Annotated in this window: 24 protein-coding genes; 17 read left to right on the forward strand and 7 right to left on the reverse strand. The window is 68.1% G+C overall.

Annotation, left to right across the window (positions count from 1 at the left end; all coding sequences use genetic code 11):
• Positions 1-2: 2 nt before the first annotated feature.
• The 3 genes from prsK to EAO27_RS06880 are packed head-to-tail and all read left to right on the forward strand — an operon-like array spanning position 3 to position 5346.
• Positions 3-2120, forward strand: a complete 2118-nt coding sequence (gene prsK, locus EAO27_RS06870; protein ID WP_242778674.1) for an XrtA/PEP-CTERM system histidine kinase PrsK — start codon at positions 3-5, stop codon at positions 2118-2120.
• Positions 2117-3499 (forward strand): PEP-CTERM-box response regulator transcription factor, encoded by a 1383-nt coding sequence (prsR, locus tag EAO27_RS06875; protein WP_242778677.1) that lies wholly within the window; start codon positions 2117-2119, stop codon positions 3497-3499. Before prsK ends, prsR begins: the two co-directional genes overlap by 4 nt.
• A 2-nt stretch (positions 3500-3501) precedes the next feature.
• Entirely contained in the window at positions 3502-5346 is a 1845-nt protein-coding gene (locus tag EAO27_RS06880; RefSeq protein ID WP_242778684.1) for a tetratricopeptide repeat protein, read from the forward strand.
• 284 nt (positions 5347-5630) lie between these two features.
• On the opposite strand, the gene EAO27_RS06885 is transcribed toward EAO27_RS06880, so the two are convergent.
• Both EAO27_RS06885 and EAO27_RS06890 read right to left on the reverse strand, forming a co-directional pair.
• Positions 5631-5978 carry a GntR family transcriptional regulator gene (locus EAO27_RS06885; protein ID WP_242778687.1) on the reverse strand — a complete coding sequence of 116 codons (348 nt, stop codon included), beginning with the start codon at positions 5976-5978 and terminating at the stop codon, positions 5631-5633.
• A gap of 70 nt (positions 5979-6048) precedes the next feature.
• The gene (locus tag EAO27_RS06890) at positions 6049-6630 is read right to left on the reverse strand and encodes a nitroreductase (RefSeq protein WP_242780476.1); all 582 of its coding nucleotides are present in this window, start codon (positions 6628-6630) and stop codon (positions 6049-6051) included.
• A 180-nt stretch (positions 6631-6810) separates the two neighbouring features.
• Here EAO27_RS06890 and EAO27_RS06895 point away from each other — a divergent pair, with 180 nt between their 5' ends.
• Genes EAO27_RS06895 through EAO27_RS06915 form a run of 5 tightly spaced genes read left to right on the forward strand, consistent with a single transcriptional unit; the run spans position 6811 to position 12420 of the window.
• Complete coding sequence (locus tag EAO27_RS06895) at positions 6811-8394, forward strand: peptide MFS transporter (protein WP_242778690.1); 1584 nt, start codon at positions 6811-6813, stop codon at positions 8392-8394.
• Positions 8395-8397: 3 nt separating this feature from the next.
• On the forward strand, positions 8398-9813 hold the full coding sequence (locus EAO27_RS06900; RefSeq protein WP_242778693.1) for an amidohydrolase: 1416 nt from the start codon (positions 8398-8400) through the stop codon (positions 9811-9813).
• Positions 9810-11111 carry an amidohydrolase family protein gene (locus EAO27_RS06905; RefSeq protein WP_242778696.1) on the forward strand — a complete coding sequence of 434 codons (1302 nt, stop codon included), beginning with the start codon at positions 9810-9812 and terminating at the stop codon, positions 11109-11111. The genes EAO27_RS06900 and EAO27_RS06905 overlap by 4 nt, the downstream gene beginning before the upstream one ends.
• A gap of 51 nt (positions 11112-11162) precedes the next feature.
• Positions 11163-11864, forward strand: a complete 702-nt coding sequence (locus EAO27_RS06910; RefSeq protein WP_242778699.1) for an NnrU family protein — start codon at positions 11163-11165, stop codon at positions 11862-11864.
• A gap of 4 nt (positions 11865-11868) precedes the next feature.
• Positions 11869-12420: a DUF1003 domain-containing protein gene (locus EAO27_RS06915; protein ID WP_242778702.1), complete on the forward strand. Its 552-nt coding sequence runs from the start codon at positions 11869-11871 to the stop codon at positions 12418-12420.
• Between the two features lie 301 nt (positions 12421-12721).
• Here EAO27_RS06915 and EAO27_RS06920 read toward each other — a convergent pair whose 3' ends face one another.
• Both EAO27_RS06920 and EAO27_RS06925 read right to left on the reverse strand, forming a co-directional pair.
• Positions 12722-13717 (reverse strand): aldo/keto reductase, encoded by a 996-nt coding sequence (locus EAO27_RS06920; protein ID WP_242778705.1) that lies wholly within the window; start codon positions 13715-13717, stop codon positions 12722-12724.
• Positions 13714-14961 carry a cation:dicarboxylase symporter family transporter gene (locus EAO27_RS06925; RefSeq protein WP_242778708.1) on the reverse strand — a complete coding sequence of 416 codons (1248 nt, stop codon included), beginning with the start codon at positions 14959-14961 and terminating at the stop codon, positions 13714-13716. The genes EAO27_RS06920 and EAO27_RS06925 overlap by 4 nt, the downstream gene beginning before the upstream one ends.
• A gap of 103 nt (positions 14962-15064) precedes the next feature.
• On the opposite strand from EAO27_RS06925, the gene glmM reads away from it, so the two are divergent.
• The 8 genes from glmM to folP all read left to right on the forward strand — a co-directional run bounded on the left by glmM (position 15065) and on the right by folP (position 23264).
• A complete protein-coding gene (glmM, locus tag EAO27_RS06930; RefSeq protein ID WP_242778711.1) occupies positions 15065-16402 on the forward strand; it encodes a phosphoglucosamine mutase in 1338 nt (445 codons plus the stop codon).
• Between the two features lie 118 nt (positions 16403-16520).
• A complete protein-coding gene (locus EAO27_RS06935; protein ID WP_242778713.1) occupies positions 16521-16745 on the forward strand; it encodes a DUF1272 domain-containing protein in 225 nt (74 codons plus the stop codon).
• A 106-nt stretch (positions 16746-16851) separates the two neighbouring features.
• The gene (gene thiD / locus EAO27_RS06940) at positions 16852-18006 is read left to right on the forward strand and encodes a bifunctional hydroxymethylpyrimidine kinase/phosphomethylpyrimidine kinase (RefSeq protein ID WP_242778716.1); all 1155 of its coding nucleotides are present in this window, start codon (positions 16852-16854) and stop codon (positions 18004-18006) included.
• 118 nt (positions 18007-18124) lie between these two features.
• The gene (locus EAO27_RS06945; RefSeq protein WP_242778719.1) at positions 18125-18697 is read left to right on the forward strand and encodes a ribonuclease HII; all 573 of its coding nucleotides are present in this window, start codon (positions 18125-18127) and stop codon (positions 18695-18697) included.
• Between the two features lie 15 nt (positions 18698-18712).
• The gene (locus EAO27_RS06950) at positions 18713-19609 is read left to right on the forward strand and encodes an oxidoreductase (protein WP_242778721.1); all 897 of its coding nucleotides are present in this window, start codon (positions 18713-18715) and stop codon (positions 19607-19609) included.
• Between the two features lie 21 nt (positions 19610-19630).
• Positions 19631-20653, forward strand: a complete 1023-nt coding sequence (locus tag EAO27_RS06955; RefSeq protein ID WP_242778724.1) for a DUF2804 domain-containing protein — start codon at positions 19631-19633, stop codon at positions 20651-20653.
• 239 nt (positions 20654-20892) lie between these two features.
• Complete coding sequence (locus tag EAO27_RS06960) at positions 20893-22032, forward strand: site-specific DNA-methyltransferase (RefSeq protein ID WP_278190134.1); 1140 nt, start codon at positions 20893-20895, stop codon at positions 22030-22032.
• 101 nt (positions 22033-22133) lie between these two features.
• A complete protein-coding gene (gene folP / locus EAO27_RS06965) occupies positions 22134-23264 on the forward strand; it encodes a dihydropteroate synthase (protein WP_242778727.1) in 1131 nt (376 codons plus the stop codon).
• On the opposite strand, the gene EAO27_RS06970 is transcribed toward folP, so the two are convergent.
• The 3 genes from EAO27_RS06970 to EAO27_RS06980 all read right to left on the reverse strand — a co-directional run bounded on the left by EAO27_RS06970 (position 23261) and on the right by EAO27_RS06980 (position 25772).
• Positions 23261-23596: a metalloregulator ArsR/SmtB family transcription factor gene (locus EAO27_RS06970; RefSeq protein ID WP_242778730.1), complete on the reverse strand. Its 336-nt coding sequence runs from the start codon at positions 23594-23596 to the stop codon at positions 23261-23263. The two genes, folP and EAO27_RS06970, sit on opposite strands and share 4 nt — an antisense overlap.
• Positions 23596-24249, reverse strand: coding sequence for an SRPBCC family protein (locus EAO27_RS06975; RefSeq protein ID WP_242778733.1), 654 nt, complete (start codon positions 24247-24249; stop codon positions 23596-23598). Before EAO27_RS06975 ends, EAO27_RS06970 begins: the two co-directional genes overlap by 1 nt.
• 92 nt (positions 24250-24341) lie before the next feature.
• Complete coding sequence (locus EAO27_RS06980; protein WP_242778736.1) at positions 24342-25772, reverse strand: sigma-54 dependent transcriptional regulator; 1431 nt, start codon at positions 25770-25772, stop codon at positions 24342-24344.
• A gap of 242 nt (positions 25773-26014) precedes the next feature.
• On the opposite strand from EAO27_RS06980, the gene EAO27_RS06985 reads away from it, so the two are divergent.
• Positions 26015-26137, forward strand: a complete 123-nt coding sequence (locus tag EAO27_RS06985; RefSeq protein ID WP_242778739.1) for an aa3-type cytochrome c oxidase subunit IV — start codon at positions 26015-26017, stop codon at positions 26135-26137.
• The last annotated feature ends 8 nt before the right edge of the window (positions 26138-26145 follow it).

Below are 26145 nucleotides of genomic sequence, written 5' to 3' on the forward strand. Positions count from 1 at the left end.
CCATGAGCGGGCTCGTGGGCCTGTCCGCGATCCTCGCCGGGCTGTCCTTCGCGGGCTTTTCCGGGGTGACGCTGTGGCTGCTGACGCGGCCGCGCGCGCGCATGGCGGCGCTGATGCCGAGCTTCGGCTGGCTGGTCGCGGCGGCGGGGGCGATGGCGCTGTGGAGCGCGGCGACCTGGGTGTACCAGCCCGCATCGCCCGAGGCGCTGGTCGCGCGCGCGCTGCGCAACGCGGTGATGCTCGGCTGGCTCGGTGCAACCTTCTGGAATGCGCGCGCGCCGATGTCGCGGCCGTTGCGGCTGATCCAGCGGCTGCTCGTCACCTTCTGCCTCGTCGCGCTGGCGTTCGGGGCGACGGTGTGGCTGCGCGAAGGCAGCGTGCCCGCAGCCTGGGCCGCGCCGGGGCTGGCGCTGGTGGCGATGATCGTCGCGTCGGGCGGCTTGCTGCTCGTCGACAGCGGGGTGCGCCACGGCAGCGCCGGAATCCGCATGCCGGTGCTGGCGGTGGCGGGCGGTTTTGCGATGCTCTGGGCCTATGAGCTCAATTTCCAGCTGATCGGCGCACTGGCCGGCAAGCCGGCAATGACGCTGATGCTGCTCCTGCCCGCGGTCGCGCTGCTCGCGCTGCCGACTTTCGTGCTCGCGGCGATGGACGTCGGGCGCGAACGTATACAGCTGTCGCGCACCGCGGCGACGCGTACGATCGTGCTGATCGGCGGCGCCGGCTATCTGATCCTGATCGCGCTGGCGGGCGCGGTGGCGCGGCTGGTCGGCGGCGACTATGCCGTGCTGGCGCAGAATCTGTCGCTGGTCGTCGCGGTCGGCGCGGGCGGGCTGCTGGTCGGGTCGGCGCGGGTTCGCGCCTGGTTGACGGTGATGATCTCGAAGCATTTCTTCGAGCATCGCTACGACTATCGCGCCGAATGGATGCGCTTCACCGCGACGCTGGCGCGCGGCGACCAGGGAGGCGACGGGGAAGGCGATCTCTATCGCCGCGTCGCGCGCGCGCTCGCCGAGCTGACCGGCAGCCCCGGCGCGCTGCTGATGCTGCCCGACGCGCGCGGCAGCTTTCGCGTCGCCGACCGCTGGCACTGGGATGCCGGGGGTGACGCCGATGCCGAGCTGTCGCTGCGGTCGGCGTTCATGCTGCAGGACACGGGGCATATCGTCGATCTGGATGCGGTGCGCCGCGGCGCCACCCGCTCGGCGAGCGGGCAGGAACTGGCGATCCCCGACTGGCTGGTCGCCGACACGCGCGCGTGGGTGGTGGTGCCGGTGCTGCATTTCCAGCGGATGATCGCGGTGGTCGTGCTGCACCGCCCGGCGGTGTCGCGCGCGCTCGACTGGGAAGATCTCGACGTGCTGCGCATCGCGGGGCGGCAGGCGGCGAGCTATCTTGCCGAATCGCAGAGCCAGGCGGCGCTGTCGGAGGCGCGGCGCTTCGACGAGTTCAACCGCCGTTTCGCCTTCATCATGCACGACATCAAGAACCTCGCGAGCCAGCTTGCGCTGCTCGCGCGCAACGCCGAGCGCCACGCCGACAAGCCCGAGTTCCGTGCCGACATGGTCGGGACGCTGAAGATTTCGGCGGGGCGGCTGTCCGACCTGCTGGCGCGCCTGTCGCCGCGCGAGCGCGGGCGGGCGGCCGAGGCCGCGGCGACGCCGGTCGAGCCGCTGCTCGAGGCGGTCGCGGCGCAGATGAAGCCGCGCCGCGATCTGTTTGTCGGCTGCGCAACGGGGCTGACCGCGTGGGCTGACGCCGAATCGGTGCGGCAGATCGTCGAACATCTGGCGACCAACGCGATCGACGCCTCGCCGGGCGATGCGCCGGTGCAACTGCTCGCGGCGCGCGAGGGCGGGCGGGTGCGGATCGACGTGCTCGACCAGGGCAGCGGGATGAGCCGCGAATTCATCGAAGGCGAGCTGTTCAAACCCTTCGTCTCGACCAAGGACGGAGGGTTCGGGCTGGGCGCGTATGAGGCGTTGCAGCTGGCGCAGGCGCTGGGCGGGGCGATCGACGTTGCCAGTGAGCCCGGAAAGGGGAGCCGCTTTACGCTGTGGCTGCCCGCCGCGGCGCGCGGCGGGGCATCGGGTGGGGACGAGTGGATGAAGGTGGCATGATGACGAGCGACGGGACCGGAGCGCCGCGCAAGCTGCTGGTGGTCGAGGACGACCCCGGGCTGCAGACGCAGCTCAAATGGGCTTATGACGATTATGAGGTGCTGATCGCGGGTGACCATGATGCGGCGATTGAGCTGCTGCGCGCCGGCGAACCCGACGTGGTGACGCTCGATCTGGGGCTGCCGCCCGATCCCGACGGGACGCGCGAGGGGTTTCGCACGCTGTCGGCGATCCTTGAGATGAAACCCGACACCAAGGTGATCGTGGTGTCGGGGCATGGCGAGCGGGCGAGCGCGCTGAACGCGATCGCGCAGGGGGCGTGGGATTTTTACCAGAAACCGATCGACATCGACGAGCTGGGGCTGATCGTCCGCCGGGCATTCCACGTCCGCGAACTCGAGGTCGAGAATGCCCGGCTCGCGAGTCTGGGAGCGAACGACAATCGCGTGCTCGGCGGGATGATCACCGGCGCCCCCGAAATGCTGAAGGTCGCGCGCACGATCGAGCGCGTCGCCAACCTTGGCGTATCGGTGATGCTGCTCGGCGCGAGCGGCACCGGCAAGGAGCTTCTCGCGCGCGGACTGCACGAAGCGAGCGCGCGGCGCGACGGGGCTTTCGTCGCGATCAACTGCGCCGCGATCCCCGAGAATCTGCTCGAAAGCGAGCTGTTCGGACACGAGAAGGGGGCGTTCACCGGTGCGGTGAAGACCACCGAGGGCAAGATCGAGCTGGCGCACGGCGGGACGCTTTTCCTCGACGAAGTCGGCGACATCCCGCTGCCGCTCCAGGTCAAGCTGCTGCGTTTCCTGCAGGAGCGCACGATCGAGCGGGTCGGCGGGCGCAAGCCGATCGCGGTCGATACGCGAATCGTCTGCGCGACGCACCGCGATCTCGACGCGATGATCGCGGCGGGGAGTTTCCGCGACGACCTTTACTACCGGCTCGCCGAGATGGTGGTGAAGATCCCGTCGCTCGCCGAACGGCCGGGCGACGCGGTGCTGCTGGCGCGCCACTTCCTCCACCAATATGCCCCCGAGATGAACCCCGGGGTGCGCGGCTTCGCGCCCGATGCGCTGCAGGCGATCGACGAGGCGCGCTGGCCGGGCAATGTCCGCGAACTGGAAAACCGCATCAAGCGCGCGGTTATCATGGCCGACGGCAAGCTGGTCGCAAGGGAGGACCTCGACATCGCGGGGGGCGAGGCCGAGGGAGCCGAGGCGTGGCTCAACCTGCGCAGCGCGCGCGAGGCGGCCGACCGCGTCGCGATCCGCCGCGCGATGACGCAGAGCGAAGGCAATATCTCGCTTGCGGCAAAGCTGCTCGGGATCAGCCGCCCGACGCTTTACGACCTGCTCAAGCAATATCGGATGCAGGGCTGAAGGTGACGCGCGTCCGCGCCTGGATTGGCATGCTGCTGTTCGCGGCGTTGCTGGCGGGGTGCGGTGAAGCGCGCCCGGTGAGCCCGCGCGCCGCGCTCGAACAGCGCAAGGCTGCGTTGCAGGAGATGCTTGCGGACGATCCGCACCAGCTGGCCGAGCAGGTCGAACTGGCGCGGCTGCTGATGAAGCTGGGCGACGGCGTCAGTGCCGAGGCGGCGGTGCAGGGCGCACTTAATGCCGGCGGAACCGAGCCGGCGCTGCGTCCGCTCGCGGCGAAGGCGGCCGCGCTGCAGGGCGACGGCGACCGCGCCTTTCGCATCCTCGACGCCGGGCCGATCGCGCCCGCGATGATCGGCGAGGCGGCGTGGGTCGCGGGCAATGTCCATCTGGACAATGGCGACCTTGGTGATGCGCGCGATGCGTTCGACCGCGCGGTGCAGGACCTGCCGCGCAATTCGGACCTGTGGGTCGACGTCGCGCGCTTTCGCGACGCCAATGCCGACGCGCTCGGCGCGCGCGACGCGGTCGACTATGCGATCGAGCTCGACAAGACGAACAGCGCGGCGCTGGCGTTCAAGGCCAATCTGGTACGCACCCAGCGCGGCCTCAACGCCTCGCTCGAATGGTACGACAAGGCGCTTGCCGCCGACCCCGACAATGCCGGCGCGCTGATCGACCGCGCCGCGACGCTGGGCGACCTTGGTCGCTATCGCGACATGCTCGCCTCGCTGCGCCACGCCGCGACGCTCGCGCCGGGCGAGCCGCGGCTCTATTATCTGCAGGCGGTGCTCGCGGCGCGGGCGGGCAATTACCAGCTTGCGCGCAGCCTGCTCCAGCGCACGCGCGGGCGGCTGGACGAAGAGCCGGGGTTCATGCTGCTGAGCGCGATCGTCGAACTGGAACTGGGCGGTGAGGCGGTGGCCGCGACCTGGGCCGACCGGTTGCTGGGGGAGCAGCCGCACAATCTGACCGCGCGGCGTATCCTGGCGCTGTCCGAATGGGCGGGGGGCGACCCCGACGGCGCGCTCGAGGCGCTGTCGCCGATTGTGGCGCGGGGCGACGCCGACAGCTGGTCGCTGACGATGGCGGCGCGCGCGGCCGCCGAACTGGGGCAGGGCGAGGCGTCCACGGCCTTTCTGACGCGCGCCGCAGCGCTGGCACCGGGCGAGGCGGTGCCCTTTGCCAGCGGCGGAAACTACGGTCTGGTCGCAGCGCAGGCCGATGCCCGGCCGCTCGATCCGTCGGTGGTGATCCCGGCGATGGAAAGCGAGATGGCGACCGGCAACGCCGCGCGCGCGCTCGCGCGGGCAGCGCGGCTGCGCGACGCCAATCGCGGGGTCGCCGATGCGCATATCCTGCACGGCGACGCGGCCCTGGCGGCGGGCGAATATGCGCAGGCGGTGCAGAGCTTCCGTGCTGCGCGCGATCTCGATGCGGGCGAGCGGACGACGCTGCGGCTGGCCAATGCGCTGTTCCGCGCCGGCGATCCCGCCGGATCAGGCGCGGCGATCCTCGCGCTGCGCGACAGCCAGCCGTCGAGCATCGCGGCCGACCGGCTGGCGGGGCATCTGGCGATGGATATCGAACATTGGGACGATGCGATCGCGCATTTCGAGCGCGTGCGGCGCCGGATCGGCAACCGCGACGCGGTGGTGCTGCGCGAACTGGCCAGGGCCTATGCCGCGAAAGGAGAGCGCGCGCGCGCAACCGCGACGATCGCGCGCGCCTATCGGTTGCAGCCGCTCAACGGCGCGATCATGGATCTATATGCCGATCTGCTGGCGCAGGGCGGCGACGCGCAGGGCGCTGCGGACTTGCGCGAGAAGCGGGCGCAGATCGGGCGATAGGCGGCGCCGGCGGACCGGGCGGCTAGCGACCGGTAGGCGACATTCAATCCTCCCTGTGGCCGCAGGCCATGGGGAGGGGGGGGCCGCCGCAGGCGGGGTGGAGGAGCTGCGAGGTCGCGTCCTTCGCCCCTCCGTCAGCGCTGCGCGCTGCCACCTCCCCATCGCTGCGCGACAGGGAGGAGCGGGAAAAGCCAACCGATCGCGGAAATCAGCTTTCCCCTCCCGCCTGAGGGGGGGGGAGGCGCGTCCGCTCCCAACCCCAAAACGGGCGATGCGACGAGCCGTCAGGCTTCGGTCAGGTCGAGCAGAGTCCGGGCGTCGAGCCCGATACGGCGCATCTGCTGGGCGACGGGGGGCCAGATGTTGGTGAGGAAATCCTGCCGCATCAGTTCGCGCAGCCGGTCGGTCGCACCCTCGGCGACGAACATGCCGACGCCGCGCTTCACCGTGACCAGTTCCTCGTCCTGAAAGGTCTGATAGGCCTTGGCGACGGTGAGCGGGTTGGCGCCTTCCTCGGCGGCGAGCGAGCGCACCGAGGGGAGCATGTCGCCGTCGCGATAGGTGCCGTCGAGGATAGCGTTGGCGATCACATCGCGCAGACGCTGGTACACGGGTTTGGTCTGATCGAGCATGCCGCTTTAATGCCATAAGACAGCAGCACAGTCAAATCACGATATTAGAAATGTGGCGCGTCTCTTGAAATTAAATTTCCCAAGCGTGCACGACGTCGTCATATTCGGGGCGGGGGCGTTCGGACTGTGCGGCGCCCGCGGTGCCGAGGAAGAAATAGCCGACGATCGTGTCGCCGTCCCCCGCGCCGAAGGCGGCGGCAACCTCGGGGCTGTACGCCGCCCAGCCGGTGAGCCAGCTGCCGACGAAGCCGTGCGCGTGCGCGGCGTGGAGCAGGTTCATGCCCACCGCACCCGCCGACATCTGCTGTTCCCAGACCGGGATCTTGGCGCCGGGGACGGGGGTCGAGAGGAGGACGAGCAGGGTCGGCGCCTGATGCGCGAACTGGTCCAGCGCCGACAGGTCCTTGCCCGCCGCGCCGGGGTTTTCGGCAACCCATGCCCGCTTGAGCAGGCTCGCGAAGGCGTCGCGCTGGTCGGCGGCGACGGTGACGATGCGCCAGGGGGCAAGCTTGCCATGATCGGGGGTGCGCAGCGCGAGCGCGATGATGGCGCGCAGCGTCGCGGCGTCGGGGCCGGGCGCGACCATGTCGCGGGCCTTGCCCGAGCGGCGGGTGGCGAGGTGGGCGAGCAGCGAGGAGGTGTCGTTGAACATGCCGCCCATGTGGCGCGGCGCGCGCTTTTGCGCAAGTGTTGCGAATGATTCGCAAATTTCTCCGCCCCGGCCGAACCGGTTTCACGCGCAATTAGATTCTTCCAATACGCAATTTTCGCGCTAGGTTGCGCCCATCTGTCCCGTTTTCGGGACCAACATCATATCCAGGGAAGGGTCGCCATGACCAAAGCCTATGCCCAGCACGGGGACGCCGCGGGGACGTTCCTCGGCCATCCCAAGGGCCTTTTCGTTCTGTTTTTCGCCGAGATGTGGGAGCGCTTTTCCTATTACGGGATGCGCGCGCTCCTGATCTTCTACCTCACCAAGCACTGGCTGTTCTCCGACGGCGAAGCGGGCGTCATCTATGGCGCCTATACCGCGCTCGTCTATATCACCCCGGTGCTCGGCGGCTATCTGGCGGATCGCTGGCTGGGGCAGCGCAAGGCAGTGCTCTATGGCGCCATATTGCTGACCTTCGGCCATTTCCTGATGGGCTTTGAAGGCGACGGCGGGCAAAATGCCGCCGATCTCAACATCTTCTGGCTTGCGCTTGCCTTCATCATCGTCGGGTCGGGTTTCCTGAAGGCCAATATCTCGGTGATCGTCGGCCAGCTCTATCCGCGCACCGACGTGCGCCGCGACGGCGCCTACACCATCTTCTACATGGGGATTAACCTCGGCGCGGCGCTGGGTTCGCTGCTCTGCGGCTACCTCGGCGAAGTATACGGCTGGGCCTATGGCTTCGGCGCCGCGGGCTTCGGCATGCTCGCCGGCCTGATCGTCTTCGTCCTGTTCAAGCCCTTGCTGCTCGGCCGCGGCGAACCCGAGAATCCGGCGCTGCTCCAGGAGAAGAAGTTCGGGCTCAAATTCGAATGGCTGCTCTATGTCGTCGGCCTGATCGCGGTCGGCGTGTGCTGGTGGCTGGTGCAGAATCAGGCGCTCGTCGGCACGCTGCTCGGCGGCGCGGGAGCCATCCTCGTCGCCTATGTCATCGGGACGGCGGTGATCAAGCTGCCGGCCGAAGACCGCGACCGCATCTTTGCCGCGATGTTCCTGATCCTTGGTTCGATCCTCTTCTGGGCGCTGTTCGAACAGGCGGGCTCGTCGCTCAACCTGTTCACCGACCGTTATGTCGATCGCGGCGGGGTGCCGGCGTCGGTGTTCCAGTCGGTCAACGCCATCTACATCGTGCTGCTCGCACCGCTGTTCGCGGGACTGTGGACCTGGCTCGGCCGCCGGGGGATGGAACCCTCGACCCCGGTCAAGTTCGGCCTCGCGATGCTCCAGCTCGGGCTCGGTTTCTACATCCTCAAATGGGGTGCAGCCGCGGTCGGCATGGAAAATGCGACGCCGGTGCTCTTCATCTTCCTGATCTACCTGTTCCACACCACCGGCGAACTCTGCCTGTCGCCGGTCGGGCTCAGCGCGATGAACCGGCTGGCGCCGGCGCATATGGCGTCGCTGATCATGGGCACCTGGTTCTTCGCCTCGGCCACCGGCAACTTCGCCGCGGGCCTGATCGCGGCGGCGACGGGGTCCGAAAGGGCGAGCGGCGAGGGTGCGGGCAAGGCGCTGGTGCTCGACGTCTATGGCACGATCGGGCTGTGGGCGGTCGGCTTTGGCGTGCTGGTGATCCTTGTGTCGCCGCTGATCAAGAAGCTGATGCACCTCGACACGCTGCGCGATGCCGACGAGCTGGCGGGTGAAAAGGAAATCGGCGAGCCGCAGGCTGCCGGCGTCCACCCCGAAGCCAAGGGAGCGTAAGCGATGATCCGGAGCATGAAGGGCGGCCTGCTGGCCGCGGCATCGCTGGCGGTTGCCGGTTGTTCGGCGAACGGTGGTGACGTCCGGTCGGCGAGCGATACGCCCGCCGCCGAGAAGGCCGAAAAGCCGGTCAAGTTCGACAAGAACCCCTATCCGTCGACGTACAAGCCCTATGCGGGGCGGCCGACCGCGGTGCGCGGGGTCACCGTCTTCGACGGCGAGGGCGGACGGATCGACAATGGCACGGTGCTGTTTGCGGATGGCAAGGTCGAGGGGGTTGGCGGCGCCGACCTCGCGATCCCCGCGGGCTATGACGTGATCGACGGCGCGGGCAAGTTCGTCACCCCCGGGATCATCGATATTCACAGCCATCTGGGCGACTATCCCAGCCCGAGCGTCGATGCGCATTCGGACGGCAATGAAGCGACCGCGCCGACCACCCCGGAGGTCTGGTCCGAGCACAGCGTCTGGCCGCAGGACCCCGGGTTCAGCCGCGCGCTCGCGAACGGCGGCGTGACGTCGCTCCAGATCCTGCCGGGCAGCGCCAACCTGATGGGCGGACGCTCGATCACGCTCAAGAATGTCCCGTCGCGCACGGTGCAGGGGATGAAATTCCCCGGCGCGCCCTATGGGCTGAAAATGGCGTGCGGCGAGAATCCGAAGCGCGTCTATGGCGGCAAGGGCCGCGCGCCCTCGACCCGCATGGGCAATTTTGCGGTCAACCGCCAGACCTGGGCGAAGGCGGCGGCGTACAAGAAGAAGATGGACGACGGCAAGGCGGTCGACCGCGACCTCGCGATGGAGACGCTCGCGGGGGTTCTGGCGGGCGAAATCCTTGTCCACAACCATTGCTACCGCGCCGACGAGATGGCGCTGGTGGTCGATATGTCGAAGGAATTCGGCTACAAGGTCTCGACCTTTCACCATGCGGTCGAAGCTTACAAGATCGCCGATATCCTCGCGAAGGAGAATATCTGCTCGGCGATGTGGGCCGACTGGTGGGGCTTCAAGATGGAAGCCTATGACAGCGTGAACGAGAATATCCCGCTCGTCTACAAGGCCGGCGCGTGCACGATCGTCCATTCGGACGACGCCAACCAGATCCAGCGGCTGAACCAGGAGGCCGCGAAGGCGCGCGCTGCGGGGCGCCGCATCGGCATCGAGGTCAGCGACGAACAGGCGTGGACCTGGCTGTCGCTCAACCCGGCGAAGGCGCTGGGCATCGGCGACAAGACGGGCAGCCTGAAGCCCGGCAAGATGGCCGACGTGGTGCTGTGGAACGGCAATCCGTTCAGCGCCTATTCGCGGCCCGAGAAAGTGTGGATCGACGGCGCGATGCTGTACGACGCGATGGACCCCAAGCGGCGGCCGGTGAGCGATTTCGAATTGGGCCAGCCGGGTGAAGGGGATGTGAAATGATGCGCGCGCTCCTCCTTTCCGCCGCCGCGCTGATCACGGTTCCTGCCGCGGCGCAGGACGTCGCGATCACCAACGCGAAGCTCGTCATCGGCGACGGCAGCGCGCCGATCGAAGGCGGCACCGTCGTCGTGCGCGGCGGCAAGGTCGTCGCGGCGGGCGCCGGGGTCGCGGTGCCCGCGGGGGTCGAACGCGTCGACGCTGAAGGCCGCTGGGTCACGCCGGGGATCGTCGCGGCGTTCAGCCGCGTCGGGCTGACCGAGGTCGATGCCGTGAACGGCACCAACGACCGTTCGGCGACGCGCTCGCGCTTTTCGGCGGGGCTCGACATCGCGCCCGCGCTCAACCCGATGGGCTCGCCCGTCGCGGTCAACCGCGCCGCGGGCGTCACGCGCGCGATCGTCGCGCCGGGGGCGAGCGGCAGCCTGTTCGCCGGGCAGGGCGCAGTGGTCGACCTGGCCGACGACCATGACATGGTGACGCGCCCGCGCGCGTTGCAGTTCGTCGCCTTCGGCGAGGACGGATCGGCGAAGGCGGGGGGCAGCCGTGCGGCGACCTTCCTGCTGTTCCGCGAACAATTGCTCGCCGCGCGCAGCTATGCCCGCAACCCCGCGACGCTTGCCGAATGGGGCAGCGACGCGCTGATCCAGCGCGCCGATGCCGAGGCGCTGGTGCGCGTGATCGACGGCACGACGCCGCTGTTCGTGCGCGTCGACCGCGCCGCCGACATCCTCAACGTCATCAAGCTGCGGCAGGAGTTTCCGGCACTGAAGCTGGTGCTCGTCGGCGCGACCGAGGGCTGGATGGTCGCGCAGGACATCGCCGCGGCGCGCGTGCCCGTGCTGGTGTCGCCGCTGACCGATCTGCCGTCGAGCTTCGAACAGCTCGGCGCGACGCAGTCGAATGCCGGACGGCTCGCCGCGGCCGGGGTACCGGTGTCGGTCGGGGTGTTCGACGACGACGATGCGCACAAGATGGGCTATGTCACGCAATATGCCGGCAATCTGGTCGCACTGACCAAATTGCCGGGCGCCAGCGGGCTGAGCTGGGATCAGGCGTTTGCGTCGATCAGCAGCGCGCCGGCCCGCGCGGTCGGCATGGATGCGAGCATCGGATCGTTGCGCGCCGGGCGCGTCGGCGACGTCGTGATCTGGGACAATGACCCGCTCGAACTGGGCAGCCGCCCGACCGCGATCTGGATCGACGGCAAGCGCCAGTCGCTGACGACGCGGCAGGACCGGCTGCGCGACCGCTATGCAACGCCGCAGGAAGGGGCGCTGCCCAAGGCCTATGACAGGTAGAGCCCGCACCTGAACCAAGCGGCGGACCGGGGAGGAGAAGGAGAGAGCTCCATGCAGCCGATGTCGCTTTTGATCGTGACCGGGGCCTTGTTCGTCGGCACGCATTTCGCGCTGTCGCACCTGCTGCGCGCGCCGCTCGCCGACCGGATGGGCGAGCGGCCCTTCCAGATCGTCTATTCGGTGGTCGCGATCGCGACCTTTGCGATGATGGTCCAGGCGTGGCGCGGCATGCCCGCGGAGCCGCCGCTGTGGGCGGTCGGCGACGGATTGTGGATCGTCGCGAGCCTGATCGTGCTGTTCGCGAGCATATTGTTCATGGGGTCGCTGATCGGCAATCCGGCGCTGCCCGCGCCGGGCGCCGCCTTTGCCGCACAGGCCGCACCGCGCGGGGTGTTTGCGATCACGCGCCACCCGATGATGTGGGGCTTCGCACTGTGGGCGCTGGCGCACGCGCTCGTGGTGCCGACGCCGGGGCAGTTCGCCTTGTCGGGGATCATCGCCTTCCTCGCGCTCGCCGGATCGGCGGGGCAGGACGTCAAGAAGGCGAAGCTGATGGGCGATGCCTGGCGCCACTGGTCGGCGCGGACGAGCTTTGTCCCCTTTGCGCGGCAGCTGAGCGGACGCGGGGCCTGGGGCGACACCATTCCGCGCGCGCATGCGCTGGTCGGCGGCCTGCTGCTGTGGCTGGCCGTGACCTGGGCGCACGGCGCGCTCGGCTATATGGTCGCGGGCATCTGGCGCTGGGTCGGCTGAGCCGGTGAACGGCGAAGCGCACCTCTCCGACCTGTCGCTGAGACTGCTCGGGCGCGCCTTCGACGAGCTCGACATCGAGGAGCGACGCGTCGTGCGCGCAATTTCGGACCGCGCGCCGACGAGCCGCGACGCCGCCGAAATCGTCGATGCACAGACGGGCCGCGGCGACCGGCTCGCCGATCGTGTCGCGGCGGTCGGCGGGTCATGGGCCTTCATCATCGCCTTCACCGTCGTGCTGCTGGCGTGGATGCTGCTCAATTCGGCGGTGCTCGAGCGCGTCGGGCTGGCATTCGATCCCTATCCGTTCATTTTCCTGAACCTGATGCTCTCGACCCTCGCCGCGATCCAGGCGCCGATCATCATGATGAGCCAGAACCGGCAGGCGGCGAAGGACCGGCTGACCGCGAGCGTCGATTACGAGATCAATTTGCGCGCCGAGCTGGAGATCATGCGGCTGCACGAGAAGATCGACCAGATGCAGATCAACGAGCTGGCGGCCAAGGTCGATGAACTGTGCGCGCGGATGGAGGCGAAGGGACCGGAGGGGAGCAGATGATCGGTGATCCTGGGGTGGGAAGCGGACCGTGTCCATTTTCCGTCGTCATCCCGGCGAAGGCCGGGATCTCGCCGGTGCGTCATGGCTTGCAGGGCGGGATCCCGGCCTTCGCCGGGATGACGAAAAATGACTAAATCCAGCCCTCCGTGCGCCCCGGCGAAAGCCGGGGTCCTTTGCAGAAATACGCCGGGTTCGTGTCGGCATTCTGGGCCCCGGCTTTCGCCGGGGTGCACATCTCTAGCGGCGACCAACGGTCGTCAGTGACCGATCTGCTCGCTGCGAAGCACGGTCGTGCGTAGCGTCAAAGCCGCACCATCCGCATGCCCTGTTCGCCGTATCGCGGGCCGCTGGTGCCGCCGCGCGGGGCAGCGGAGTCGATCGCGGCGAGGTCGTCGGCGGTGAGCGTCAGTTCGGCCGCGGCGACGCTGTCTTCCATCGTCGCGCGGCGCTTGGTGCCGGGGATCGGAACGATGTCGTCGCCCTGCGCGAGCAGCCATGCCAGCGCGACCTGCGCTTTCGACGCACCGTGCCGGTCGGCGACCGCGCCGATCGCATCGACGACCTTGAGGTTGGCGGGGAGGTTCTCGTCTGAATATCGCGGGTCGTTCCGCCGCCAGTCGTTCGCGGGCAATTCGTCGCGGCTGCGCACCGCGCCCGCGAGAAAACCGCGCCCGAGCGGCGAGTAGGGGACGAAACTGATGCCATGTTCGCGGCAGACGCCGAGGATTTCCTCTTCCACGTCGCGCTCCCAGATCGAATATTCGCTCTGCAACGCGGCGATCGGCGCGGCCTTTGCGGCGCGGCGCAGCGTATCGGGTCCGGCTTCGGAGAGCGCGATGTGGCGGACCTTGCCCTCGTGCACCAGCTCCATCATCCCGCCCACGACTTCCTCGATCGGGATCGAGGGATCGACGCGGTGCTGGTAGAAGAGGTCGATCGTGTCGATGCCGAGCCGCTGGAGCGAACCTTCGCACGCCGCGCGCGCATTGGCGGGCGAGCCGTCGACGCCGACGATCTGGTTGCCCTCGAAACGGAAGCCGAATTTGGTCGCGATGACGAGGCCGTCGCGCTTGCCGCGGATCGCTTGCCCGAGCAGTTCTTCGTTGCTGAACGGGCCATAGATCTGTGCGGTGTCGAAGAAGGTGACGCCGAGATCGATGGCGCGGTGGATCGTCGCGGTGGACTCGTCGAGATCGGCGGCCTCGCCATAGAGGATGTTGCCCCCCTTGATCATCGGCATGCAGCCGATGCCGATCGCCGACACGGTGAGGCCGTGGCCGAGCTTGCGATATTTCATGGCGTTTCTCCTGCGGGATCGTCCTTGATGCCGTCGGCGGCATATTTGGTCGCGGCGACGTCGCCGATGACATTGCCGAGAGTGCGAAAGATGTCGGGGAAGGTTTCGACCGCGACGAGCAGCGCGAGCGGCGCGACGGGGACCCCCATCGACACCGCGATCGGGGCGATCGACGTCACGAAGCTGATCGAGCCGGGCAGGCTGACCGACGAGAGCGCGGCGGCGATGGCGACGAGCAGGCCGACCGCCATTTCCCACGGGGTCAGCGTGATCCCGAACAGCCAGGCGACATAGACGACGACCGCGAGGTTCATCGCCGGGCTGGTGAAGCGGAACAGCGCCACCGCGAGCGGGAGCACAATGTCGGCCTTTTTCGGATCGACACCGAGCGCCTCCGACGATTTGAGCATCGCGGGCAGGCTGGCGAGCGAGCTTTGCGTCGAGATGGCGACCGCGAGTGTCGGCACCATCGCGCGCAGGAAGCGCGGGGGTGCGATGCCGACGACGAGCCAGGCGAGTATGATCCCGAGGATGACGGCGCAGACGCCGATGCTCATCAGGATCAGCACATAATGGACCAGCCCGCCGAAAGCGGCGACCCCGGCCTTGACGGCGAGCGCATAGCCCAGCGCGAAAACGCCGATCGGGGCGAGCGCGAGCACCCAGCCGATCACGATCAGCATCGCGTCGCCGAGCGCCTTGAACAATCCCGAAAGCAGGGCGCGCTGTTCGGGGGCGACGCGCGTGATCGCGAAGGCGAAGATCGTGGTGAAGACGATCAGCGGCAGGATCGCGGTGTCGGCGGCGGCGGCGATCGGATTGGTCGGGATCAGCGAGAGCAGGAAGTCGCCGAAGCTGGGCGAGGCGCCGGTTTCGGCGGTCCCGCCGAGACCGTGGCGCAGCGCGTCGGCAGCACTGGCCGAAAGAGGGAACAGGTGGAGCAGCAACGGCGTCATCAGGAGCGACATTGTCCCCGACAGCGTGATCGCGCCGAGGAAGATCATCACGGCGCGCCCGGCGAGCGCGCCGGCGCGCGCCGCGTCGGCGGTCGCGGTGATGCCGGTGATCAGCAGCGCGACGATCAGCGGCACGATCGTCATCTTGAGCGCGTTGAGCCAGAGCAGCCCGATCGGCTCGACAAAGGGCAGCGACGCGGTGCTTGCATCGGGCGACACCGTTTCGACCGCAATACCGAGCAGCATGCCGGCGACGAGCGCCGAAAGGATGATCCATGCCGATTTCAAGTTCAATTCCCCCGGCCAGCTTGCCAAGCAAAAGAGCGTAACCTAGGGCCATCCCAGGAACGCCGGGGTAGGCTCTTGATCCGGCTTAGGTAGCAGAGGTGGCATGCGCAAGTTTTTCGGAACCGACGGCATCCGCGGGCTGACGAACCGGGTCCCGATGACCGCCGAGGTCGCGATGCGGGTCGGGATGGCAGCGGGCGCGCACTTCCTGCGCGGAACGCACAAGCATCGCGTGGTGATCGGCAAGGACACGCGGCTTTCGGGCTATATGCTCGAAAATGCGCTCGTCGCGGGTTTCACCAGCGTCGGCATGGACGTGGTGCAGGTGGGGCCGATGCCGACCCCCGCGATCGCGATGCTGACGCGGTCGATGCGCGCCGACCTGGGGGTGATGATTTCGGCGAGCCACAACCCTTTCCACGACAACGGGATCAAGCTGTTCGGCCCCGACGGCTACAAGCTGTCCGACGCCGACGAGGCGCAGATCGAGCGGCTGCTCGCGACCGAGCCCAAGCTCGCCGAGTCCGCGCAGATCGGTCGCGCCAAGCGCATCGACGACGCGCGCGGGCGCTATATCCACGCGGTCAAGCAGAGCCTGCCCGAATCGGTGCGGCTCGACGGGCTGAAGATTGTGCTCGATTGCGCCAATGGTGCCGCGTACAACAGCGCGCCGACGGTGTTCTGGGAGTTGGGCGCCGATGTGGTCGCGGTGGGCGTGACCCCCAACGGGCTCAACATCAACGACAAATGCGGATCGACCGCGCCGGGGCTGCTCCAGGAAACGGTGGTCGCGAGCGGCGCCGACATCGGCATCGCACTGGACGGCGACGCCGATCGCCTGATCGTGGTCGACGAGGCGGGAACGATCGTCGACGGCGACCAGATCATGGCACTGATCGGCGCGAGCTGGGCGCGGCAGGGCAAGCTGAAGGGCGGCGGGGTGGTCGCGACGGTGATGTCGAACCTTGGGCTTGAGCGCTTCCTCGAAGGGCAGGGGCTGACGCTGGAGCGCACCAAGGTCGGCGATCGCTATGTGCTCGAACGCATGAGGAGCGGCGGGTTCAACGTCGGCGGCGAACAGTCGGGGCATATGATCCTGTCCGATCATGCGACGACGGGCGACGGTACGCTCGCCGCGTTGCAGCTGCTCGCCGAGCTGGTTGGGACGGGCAAGCCCGCGAGCGAGCTGCTCCACCAGTTCGATGCCGTGCCGCAGCTTTTGAAGAATGTGCGCTTCGCCGGCGGCGCGCCGCTCGACGATGCCGCGGTCAAGGCGGCGATCGCCGAGGGGGAAGCCGAACTCGCGGGCCGCGGGCGGCTCGTCATCCGTGCCTCGGGGACCGAGCCGCTGATCCGCGTCATGGCCGAAGGCGACGACGCGGCGCAGGTCGAACGCGTCGTCGACATGATCTGCGACGCGGTGCGCGCGGCGACCGCCTGAAACTTTCTCTCTTCCGTTTGTGCCGAGCTTGTCGAAGGGCCGCTCTCTTCTCTAGAAGGGAAGGAAGAACGGCCCTTCGACAAGCTCAGGGCGAACGGCTTTACTCAAGGAAAATACCATGCTCGAAATGCGACCCGATTGCGAACGGTGCGGCCGTAACCTGCCCGCGGACATCCACGGCGCCTTCATCTGTTCGTTCGAATGCACCTTCTGCGCCGACTGCGCCGACAAGCTCGACGAGCGTTGCCCCAATTGCGGCGGCGACCTGCTCGACCGCCCGCTGCGCGAGGGCGCGGCGCTGCACAAATTCCCGGCTTCGACGGAGCGGAAGTTCAAAGGGTGATCATTCCCTTCCTTGGTCATGCCGGACTTGATCCGGCATCCATAGCCGCGCTGGCGTCATGGACCCCGGATCAAGTCCGGGGTGACGATGAAGCGGATGGTGGCTCATGACCGCGCGCGTCCTGATCATCGCCGGCTCCGACAGCGGCGGCGGTGCAGGAATTCAGGCTGACATCAAGGCGGTCACGATGCTCGGCGGTCATGCGATGACCGCGATCACGGCGATCACCGCGCAGAACACGACGGGCGTGCAGGGCGTGCACGCCGTGCCGACCGCGATGGTGCTGCAGCAGATCGACAGCGTCGCCCAGGACATCGGCGTCGATGCGGTCAAGATCGGCATGATCGGCAGCGCCGAGACCGCGGCGGCGGTCGCGGCGCGGCTGGCGCAGCCCGACCTTGCCGCCGCGGCGGTGGTGTTCGACCCGGTGATGGTGACGACGAGCGGGTCGGTGCTCGCCGACCCTGCGACGATCGATGCGTTCCGTGCGCTGATGGCGCGCGCGATGGTCGCGACGCCCAATTTGCCCGAACTCGAAGCGCTGGGCGGCGAGGAAGCGGTGCTCGCGCACGGCTGTTCGCTGCTCGTGAAGGGCGGGCACGCCGAGGGCGATACGGTAATCGACCGGCTGCTCGAAACCGGCGAGGGCGAGGTCGCGCGATGGGAAGCACCGCGTATCGACACGCGGCACAGCCATGGCACCGGCTGTACGCTGGCGAGCGCGATCGCTTGCGGTTTGGCGCAGGGCATGCCGCTCGAACCCGCGGTGGCGCGCGCGCGCGACTTCGTGCGGCTGGCGCTGCTCGATGCGCCCGGGCTCGGTGCCGGCCATGGCCCGATGGGGCAGCAGGCGGTTCGCAACGACGGGCTCTTCACCGGGCCGGCGCTGAACCAGATCACCCTGACGGCGAACGACTATGGCGTGTCGGCCGCCTTCTACAAGCTGATGGGACTGACGCAGATCGTCGACAGCCCATCGAATGGCTATGCGCGCTTCGAGGCGGCGAACGGCGTGACGCTGTCGTTCCATGTCCACGAAGGCGTCAGCGACGGCAATTCGGGCGGCGCGACGACCTATCTGGAGAGCGGCGCGCTCGACGCGTGGGTCGCCTATCTGGCGCGGCGCGGCGTGTCGTTCGACCAGATGCCGCGGGACGAGGAATGGGGCTGGCGCGAGGCGCGGCTGACCGATCCGGCTGGCAACCGGCTGTGCCTGTATCAGGCGGGCGAGTATCGCCGCTATCCGCCGTGGCGATTGTGATTTTTCGGATTGTCCCCATGGCCTGTTCGTGTCGAGCGAAGTCGAGACACGCCGCGCCGCTGCACCATGCCGATGGGCATCTCGACTTCGCTCGATGCGAGCGGGGACAAGGGGCCGCATGGGCGGAGACAGGCAGATGATCGTCGGGGTCGACGAGGCGGGGCGCGGGCCGCTCGCCGGGCCGGTGGTCGCGGCGGCGGTGCTGCTCTGCGAGGACGGCATCGCCGGGCTCGACGACAGCAAGAAACTCTCCGCCAAGCGCCGCGCCGCGCTCGAAATCGAGATCAAGGCACGCTGCCGCTGGGGCATCGGCGAGGCGAGCGTCGAGGAAATCGACCGCATCAACATATTGCAGGCGACCTTCCTCGCGATGACGCGCGCGGTCGAGGCGCTGGGCCTCGAGCCCGGGGAGGTGCTGGTCGACGGCAACCGCCTGCCCAAATGGCGCTACCGCGCGCGGGCGGTGGTCGGCGGCGACGCGCTGCACCCCTGCATCTCGGCGGCGAGCATCCTCGCCAAGGAGCATCGCGACCGTTTCATGACCGGGGCGGCGCTGGAGTTTCCCGGCTTCGGCTGGGAAAGCAACATGGGCTATGGTACGGCACAGCATCTCGCGGCGCTGCGCAAGCACGGACCGACGCCGCTCCACCGCGCCAGTTTCGCGCCGGTCGCGCAACTGACGCTGATCTGACGGGCGGGAGAGGCGATGCGCAAGGGGTTCAGGGCCGGCGACGTCGCCGGACAGGCCGGGCGGCGCTTTCTCGTCACCGGGGCCAATGCCGGGATCGGGTTCGAGGCGAGCCGGATCCTGGCGGCGCGCGGGGCACAGGTCGTCCTCGCCTGCCGCGACGCCGATCGCGCCGGGGCCGCGATGGACCGCATCCGCGCCGATGTGCCAAGCGCCGAACTGGCGTTCCAGCCGCTCGATCTCGCCGACCTCGACCAGGTAAAGGCCGCCGCGGATGCGCTCCGCGCCGGACCGCGGATCGACGTGCTGATCAACAATGCCGGCGTGATGATTCCGCCGCGGACGCTGACCAAGCAGGGTTTCGAGCTGCAATTCGGGGTCAACCACCTCGGCACCTTTGCGCTGACCGGGCTGCTCCACGGTCATGTCGACGACCGCATCGTCGTTACCGCGAGCCTGGCGCACAAGGGCGGCGCGATCGATTTCAGCGATCTCGCCGCGACGCGCAGCTACCATCACTGGCAGCGTTACCAGATGAGCAAGCTCGCGAACCTGCTGTTCATGTTCGAGCTCGACCGGCGGCTGGGCGCCGCGGGGCGTGCGACGCAGGCGATCGGGTGCCATCCCGGGGTGGCGCTGACCGAACTGACGCGGCACCTGCCATTGCCGCTGCGCACGATGACGCCGCTCGCCGCGCCCTTCTTCAACAGCGCCGCGCAGGGCGCCTGGCCGACCTTGCAGGCGGCCGCAGGGCCGCATGTCCAGGGCGGCGACTATCTGGGGCCGCAGGGGCTGGGCGAGATATCGGGGCCGTCGGGGCCGGCGCGTGCGACGCGGACCGCGCGCGATTCGAAGCTGGCGCGCGAATTATGGGAACGTTCGATCGAACTGACCGGGGTCGATCCGGGGCTATAGCCGGACAGAAAAGGGGGAGCGATGACCCAGCATGTGATGGGCGAAGGGGCGCTGCACGACGGCGCGGGACGGCTGATCGATCCGGGCTATGCGACGCGCGAGGTGCGCCGGTACGACCGCGCGGCGATCGCCGCCGAGCCGGTGCGGATCAAGGAATGGGATTATTATTGCATCCTCGATGCCGATTTCGGGCTGGCGCTCACTGTCGCGGACAACGCCTATGCCGGCTTTCTGGGCGTGTCGTGGATGGATTTGCGCGGGAAGGGCTTCGTCAACCATGGCGTGCTGATCCCCGAACCGATGGGGACGATGGCGCTGCCGACGAGCGCCGACAGCGGCGACATCGTGCAGGCGCACGACGGGATGGAACTGGCGTTCCGGCATGAAACCGGCGGGCGGCGCCTGACCGTCCACGCGCCGGGTTTCGACGACGGGCGCGGCCTGTCGGGCGAGATCTGGCTCGATCAGCCCGCAATGGACCGGATGGTGATCGCAACGCCGTTCGCCGATGATCCGCACGCCTTCTACTATAATCAGAAGATCAATTGCATGCCGGCGCGGGGGCGTGTGAAGATCGGCAATGAATCCTATGATTTCATGCCGGAAAAAACCTTTGCCGTGCTCGACTGGGGGCGCGGGGTCTGGACGTACGACAATGTCTGGTACTGGGGATCGGCGTCGGGGCTGGTCGACGGTCGACGCTTCGGTTTCAACATCGGCTACGGGTTCGGCGACACGTCGGCGGCGAGCGAGAACATGCTCTTCGTCGACGGACGCGCGCACAAACTCGATCAGGTGGTGTTCCACATGCCCGATGGCGCGCCCGACGCCGGAAACTGGCGCTTTTCTAGCAATGACGGGCGGTTCGAGCTGGACTTCGCGCCCGCGGTCAACCGCTGGGCCAAGGTCGATGCGGGGCTGGTCAAGACCGAGCAGGATCAGCTGTTCGGCTGGTTTTCGGGCAGGGTGGTCCTCGACGACGGCACCGCGATGGCGGTTCGCGACCTGCCCGGCTTTGCCGAGAAGGTCTGGAACCGCTGGTAGTCGCGATCGCGGCCCGTTCGGGCCGGGCGGCGAAATTTTTTTTACAGGTGAGTCCTCTTCGCCACACCACCAGTGGTTGAGTCCGCGATTCGCGGCAGACTCCATATGGTGTGCCAGACTCCTTTCGTTCTCGTCGCGTTAACCCTTCAGTGACGCGGAATCCCTAGAGTCCCGAGCTTGACGGCGGACTCCGCCGGACTCATCAGGGCCTTCTTTCGAACGAGAACAGGGGCGACAACATGGGTGTGATGGAGCGGGTCAAGGTCCCGGCGGTGAAGCAGCGCGCGGCGAAAGCGGCGCCGGTCGAGCTGCCGCTGGACAGCATCCTGCAGGGCGATTGCGTCGAAATGATGCGCAGCCTGCCCGCGGCGTCGGTCGACATGATCTTCGCCGATCCGCCGTACAACCTCCAGCTTGGCGGCGACCTCCATCGCCCCGACGGCAGCCAGGTCGATGCGGTCAACGACGAATGGGACAAGTTCGACAGCCTCGCGACCTATGATCGCTTCACCCACGCCTGGCTCAAGGAAGCCCGGCGCATCCTGAAGCCCAATGGCAGCATCTGGGTGATCGGCAGCTATCACAATATCTTCCGCGTCGGCACCGCGCTCCAGGACAATGGCTACTGGATCCTCAACGATATCGTCTGGCGCAAGGCGAACCCGATGCCCAATTTCAAGGGCACGCGCTTCACCAACGCGCACGAGACGCTGATCTGGGCGTCGATGGGCGAGAAGTCGCGCTATACCTTCAACTATCGTGCGATGAAGACGCTCAACGACGAGCTGCAGATGCGGTCGGACTGGCTGATCCCGATCTGCGGCGGGCAGGAACGGCTCAAGAAGGGCGGCACCAAGGTCCACCCGACGCAGAAGCCCGAGGCCTTGCTCTACCGCATCCTGCTCGCCTGCTCGAACCCCGGCGACGTGGTGCTCGATCCCTTTTTCGGCACCGGGACGACGGGCGCGGTCGCCAAGCGCCTCGGTCGCCATTTCATCGGGATCGAGCGCGAGGATGACTATATCGAGGCCGCGCTGGAGCGTATCGAGATGGCGCTGCCGCTCGACGAAAGCACCGTGAAGACGATGATGGCGCCCAAGGCGGCCACGCGCGTTGCGTTCGGCACGCTCGTCGAATGCGGGATGATCGCGCCGGGATCGGTGCTGACCGACAGCAAACGCCGCTGGAAGGCGGTGGTGCGCGTCGACGGCAGCCTCGAGTGCGACGGCCAGCCGGCGGGATCGATCCACAAGGTCGGCGCGGGGGTGCAGGGCGCACCGAGCTGCAACGGCTGGACCTTCTGGCACGTCGACGACGGCAAGCAATTGCGCGTGATCGACGCGGTGCGCCAGGACTGGTTGCTGGCGAACGAGGCGTAAGATCGATCGTCATTGCGAGCGAAGCGAAGCAATCCAGAGTGGCGTAAACCGCCCTCGATTGCTTCGCCCGGCTTCGCAATAACGGCTAAAGGGGGCACGCGATGTTTCACCCGCTGACCAAGGCCGATCTCGGCGGCGCCTCGTCCGCTGCATGGCTTTATTGCCGCCCGGCCTGCTTCGTCGACCGCCCGCACGAACTCGACGAGGCCTGTTTGCGCATCGCCGACACGATGGTGTGGTTCGCGGCCTGGCACATCAGCCTGCGCGACGAAGGCGTCGTGCGCTCGGCGATCGTCGCGGTGCCGGAATTCGCCGATTGGGTGGCGGCGATGCCCGATCATCTGGTCGCGATGGCGGGGGCGCAACGCGCCGGGGTGCTGCGCCCGCGCGGCGCGCTGCAACTCGGCGAACGCACGGTGCGGCTCAATGAGCCGCAGCTGATGGGCATCCTCAACGTCACCCCCGACAGTTTTTCGGACGGCGGCAAGCATGTCGACCATGCGGCGGCGATCGAGGCAGGGTTCGCGCTGTCCTCGGCGGGGGCGGCGATCGTCGACGTCGGCGGGGAATCGACGCGGCCCGGCGCGCCGCTGGTCTGGGACGGCGACGAGATCGCCCGGATCGAAAATGTCGTCGCGGGGCTCGCGCGCGGCGGGGTCGCGGTGTCGATCGACACGCGCAAGGCGGCGGTGATGGAGGCGGCGCTCGCGGCGGGGGCTGCCATCGTCAACGATATTTCGGCGCTGCGTTTCGACGACCGGTCGATGGAGGTGGTCGTCGCGGCGGGCTGTCCGGTGGTGCTGATGCACGCGCCCTCGGCCAAAAGCGACGCGCACGAAGGCGGCGATTACGATCATGTGCTGTTCGACGTCTACGACATGCTCGCCGAACGCGTCGCGGCGTGCACGGCGGCGGGGATCGATCCTGCGAAGATCATCGTCGATCCGGGGCTGGGCTTCGGCAAGGGGGTCGCCGACAATCTGGCGCTGGTGAACGGGCTGGCGCTGTTCCACACGCTCGGCTGCCCGATCCTGTTCGCGGGCAGCCGCAAGCGGCTGATCGGGGCGCTCGACAATGAAGCCCCCGCCGACCAGCGGCTCGGCGGTACGGTGGCGCTGCACTATCAGGCCGCGTCGCAGGGCGCGCAGATGCTGCGCGTGCACGATGTGGCGGAAAACCGGCAGGCGCTGCGCGTGTGGCGCGGGCTGCGCGATGCGGCGCTGACGGCCTAATCCGCGTCCCTGCGCGCCTTTTTCCCGCGTGCGACCTCGGTCGCCAGCGCTTCGAAGCGCGGCTCCCACGTGCGGCGGAAACGCTCGATCCACGCGTCGATCTCGTCGAAGCGTTCGGGCGCGACGGCGTAGAGTCGCCGGCGTCCCTCGGCCTCGGCGGTCGCGAAGCCGTTTTCGCGCAGCACGCGCAGATGCTGCGACACAGCGGGCTGCGAAATGCCATATTCGGCGGCGATCACCTCGACGATCTCGCCCGAGGCCTTGCGCCCGTCGGCGAGCAGTTCGAGGATGCGCCGGCGCACCGGATCGCCGAGGATGTCGAAGGCATGCATCACTCGGGCGCGGCGGCGCCGGTGTAGAAGGCGGTCGTGCTGGCGCCCGAGCGGCGCGCGGCCGCCTCGGGGGTGCCATAAGCGAGCGATGCGCCGGTCCAGGCCTCGCTGCTCGCCGTTGCGAAGGCGATGCCTTCGTCGCTCAGCGCCCAGGTCTCTTCGGCGAAGCGCTCATTGCTCTTGCCTGTCTCGATATGCCAGCCGAGCCCCATCAGGGAGAGATCCCAGCCGACTCCGACTGCACCCGGGCCGAATTTGTCCCAGAACTCCTCCGACTTGTCATCGAGCGGCGCGATGTGCCGGAGGGTGAGGCGCGTGCGGTCGCTGCTTGCCGCTTCGAGTTCGACCTCGACCCAGCTGATGCTGCCGCCGAATTCCCACGTCATGGCCAGGCGCGACGGCGGCGTGCATGTCGTGATGGTGCCGCCGGCATTGCCCTTGATCTGGTAGCGGCCGCCGAGTTTTAGTTCGCCGCTGACCGGCGCGAACCAGCGCGGAATGCGCTCCGCATCGGTGAGCGCGTTCCACAAATCGTCGATCCCGGTGGGATAGTCGCGCATGGCGACGACCGCACGGGCAGGCTGCCCTTCATGGCTGACATCCTCGACCTTGCGGACAACCATGGCGGCTTGCTGGCGGGTATCGAGCGACATGCGCGACTCTCCTTGCTGACGGAGAGATCATATCAATATCAAATTATATAAGTCCAGAATTATATATTGGCTGTCGCCGCCGACCCGCGCCCTTAGGCGGCGGTGTCGATCCCGAGGTCGCTGAGCTTGCGGTAGAGCGTCGAGCGCCCGATGCCGAGGCGGCGGGCGACTTCGCTCATGCGGCCGCGGTAATGGCCGATCGCGAGCCGGATCACGTCGGCCTCGATCTCTTCGAGCGGGCGGAGGTTGCCATCGGGGAGGTAGAGGGTGACGCCGATCGCTTCACCATTGATCGCGACGTCGCCCTGACCGGCGGCGCTGCCGCCCAGCGCGGCCTCGATCGCGCGGAAATCGGCGCTGGTGAGCACGTCGGTGGTGCTGCCGACCGCGGCGCGGAACAGCACGTCCTGAAGCTGGCGGACGTTGCCCGGCCAGGCGTAAGCGGCGAGCAGGCGCAGCGCGTCGTCGGTGACACCGATCGGCCCCATGCCGGGCAGCCCGCCGATGCGCGCGAGAAGGTGCCGCGCGAGCGGGCCGACGTCGCCTCGGCGCTCCGACAGCGGGGGCAGGGTGAATTGCGCGGTCGACAGCGCGTAGAACAGGTCCTCGCGGAAATGTCCCGCCTCGATCAGCTTGTCGAGCGGGCTGGCGCTGGTCGCGATGATGCGCACGTCGACGGTCTGGCGGATGCTGCCGCCGATCATCTGCACCTCGCCCGAATTGAGGAACTCGACGAGTTTCGCCTGCGTTTCGAGCGGGATGCACTCGACATGGTCGATGATGATGCTGCCGCCGTCGGCCTGCACGAGCCGGCCGACCTGGCGGTCGAAGGCGCCCGGAAAGGCGCCGCGTTCGTGGCCGAACAGCCCCGACCCGATCAGGCCGGGCGACACCGCCGAGCAATCGACCATGACGAGCTGGCCGCGCGCGCGCGGCGAGGCGCTGTGGATCGCGCGGGCAAAGACCTCCTTGCCGGTGCCGGGCTTGCCGTTGATCATCACCGGGACACGCGCGCGCGCCGCCTTGGCGGCGATCGCCAGCGCGCTGCGGAAATTGGGGCTCGATCCGATGATTTCCTCGAACGCCAGCGGCGCGCGGAGCTTTTCGGTGAGCGGGCGAAGTTCGCCCTGCGGGCCGTTTGGAGCGACGACGCGATCGAGCGCTTCGAGCAGCCGGTCGGGCGCGATCGGTTTCTGGACAAAGTCGCTCGCGCCGGCGCGCATCGCCGACACCGCAACCTCGACCCCGTTGCGCATCGTGATGACGATCAGCGGCAGGCCGGGGCGCCAGCGGCGCAGTTCGGCGACGAATTCGCCGATGTCCATGCCCGGGGTGCCCTGGTCGACGAGCACGGCGTCGAGCGCCATGCCTTCCTGCGTGCCGAGCTTGGCGAGCGCGGTGTCGGTGTCGCCCGCGGCGATGCTGCGCCAGCCGCCGCGCGCGACGAGCGCCGACAGGAAGCGCTGCTGCGCCGGCTCGCTGTCAACGATCATCACCATGCGGGTATCACGCGTGCTTGCCATGATGCCGAATATGTCCCCAGTTTGCGGCGCTTGTGCGCGCCGGTCCGCCTTCGTACGCCGGTTTAGCCCCGAGGGGTAAAGGCAGGATTAAGGCCGTTCGCCTCTAGCGCGCTCGGCGATAGGGGAAAAGCCGCACTTGAGCATCGCCGGAGGCGTGGCTAAGAGCGGCGCAAGGGCCGATTCTGGACGCCGCGCGGCGCGCGCGCGAACGGAGCATCGGCGACACGCAAAGGGGAAGAGCCATGGCGGAACAGCAGGAAATGAAGGCAGCGAACGAAACCTATTCGGGTTTTGTCGGCCTGATCAAATTCGGAACGATCGCCACCGTGATCGTTGCCGCGTTCGTCGTTCTCCTGATCTCCTGACCCGACCG

The sequence above is a fragment of the Sphingopyxis sp. YF1 genome (genome assembly GCF_022701295.1).
Lineage (GTDB): Bacteria > Pseudomonadota > Alphaproteobacteria > Sphingomonadales > Sphingomonadaceae > Sphingopyxis.

What these genes read in the sequence shown, in the direction of transcription:
- prsK (WP_242778674.1), top strand. Translation starts at nt 3, where the DNA reads ATGAGCGGGCTCGTGGGCCTGTCCGCGATCCTCGCCGGGCTGTCCTTC.
- prsR (WP_242778677.1), top strand. Translation starts at nt 2,117, where the DNA reads ATGATGACGAGCGACGGGACCGGAGCGCCGCGCAAGCTGCTGGTGGTC.
- EAO27_RS06885 (WP_242778687.1), bottom strand. Translation starts at nt 5,978, where the DNA reads ATGCTCGATCAGACCAAACCCGTGTACCAGCGTCTGCGCGATGTGATC.
- EAO27_RS06890 (WP_242780476.1), bottom strand. Translation starts at nt 6,630, where the DNA reads ATGTTCAACGACACCTCCTCGCTGCTCGCCCACCTCGCCACCCGCCGC.
- EAO27_RS06895 (WP_242778690.1), top strand. Translation starts at nt 6,811, where the DNA reads ATGACCAAAGCCTATGCCCAGCACGGGGACGCCGCGGGGACGTTCCTC.
- EAO27_RS06900 (WP_242778693.1), top strand. Translation starts at nt 8,398, where the DNA reads ATGATCCGGAGCATGAAGGGCGGCCTGCTGGCCGCGGCATCGCTGGCG.
- EAO27_RS06905 (WP_242778696.1), top strand. Translation starts at nt 9,810, where the DNA reads ATGATGCGCGCGCTCCTCCTTTCCGCCGCCGCGCTGATCACGGTTCCT.
- EAO27_RS06910 (WP_242778699.1), top strand. Translation starts at nt 11,163, where the DNA reads ATGCAGCCGATGTCGCTTTTGATCGTGACCGGGGCCTTGTTCGTCGGC.
- EAO27_RS06920 (WP_242778705.1), bottom strand. Translation starts at nt 13,717, where the DNA reads ATGAAATATCGCAAGCTCGGCCACGGCCTCACCGTGTCGGCGATCGGC.
- glmM (WP_242778711.1), top strand. Translation starts at nt 15,065, where the DNA reads ATGCGCAAGTTTTTCGGAACCGACGGCATCCGCGGGCTGACGAACCGG.
- EAO27_RS06935 (WP_242778713.1), top strand. Translation starts at nt 16,521, where the DNA reads ATGCTCGAAATGCGACCCGATTGCGAACGGTGCGGCCGTAACCTGCCC.
- thiD (WP_242778716.1), top strand. Translation starts at nt 16,852, where the DNA reads ATGACCGCGCGCGTCCTGATCATCGCCGGCTCCGACAGCGGCGGCGGT.
- EAO27_RS06945 (WP_242778719.1), top strand. Translation starts at nt 18,125, where the DNA reads ATGGGCGGAGACAGGCAGATGATCGTCGGGGTCGACGAGGCGGGGCGC.
- EAO27_RS06950 (WP_242778721.1), top strand. Translation starts at nt 18,713, where the DNA reads ATGCGCAAGGGGTTCAGGGCCGGCGACGTCGCCGGACAGGCCGGGCGG.
- EAO27_RS06955 (WP_242778724.1), top strand. Translation starts at nt 19,631, where the DNA reads ATGACCCAGCATGTGATGGGCGAAGGGGCGCTGCACGACGGCGCGGGA.
- EAO27_RS06960 (WP_278190134.1), top strand. Translation starts at nt 20,893, where the DNA reads ATGGGTGTGATGGAGCGGGTCAAGGTCCCGGCGGTGAAGCAGCGCGCG.
- folP (WP_242778727.1), top strand. Translation starts at nt 22,134, where the DNA reads ATGTTTCACCCGCTGACCAAGGCCGATCTCGGCGGCGCCTCGTCCGCT.
- EAO27_RS06970 (WP_242778730.1), bottom strand. Translation starts at nt 23,596, where the DNA reads ATGCATGCCTTCGACATCCTCGGCGATCCGGTGCGCCGGCGCATCCTC.
- EAO27_RS06975 (WP_242778733.1), bottom strand. Translation starts at nt 24,249, where the DNA reads ATGTCGCTCGATACCCGCCAGCAAGCCGCCATGGTTGTCCGCAAGGTC.
- EAO27_RS06980 (WP_242778736.1), bottom strand. Translation starts at nt 25,772, where the DNA reads ATGGCAAGCACGCGTGATACCCGCATGGTGATGATCGTTGACAGCGAG.
- EAO27_RS06985 (WP_242778739.1), top strand. Translation starts at nt 26,015, where the DNA reads ATGGCGGAACAGCAGGAAATGAAGGCAGCGAACGAAACCTATTCGGGT.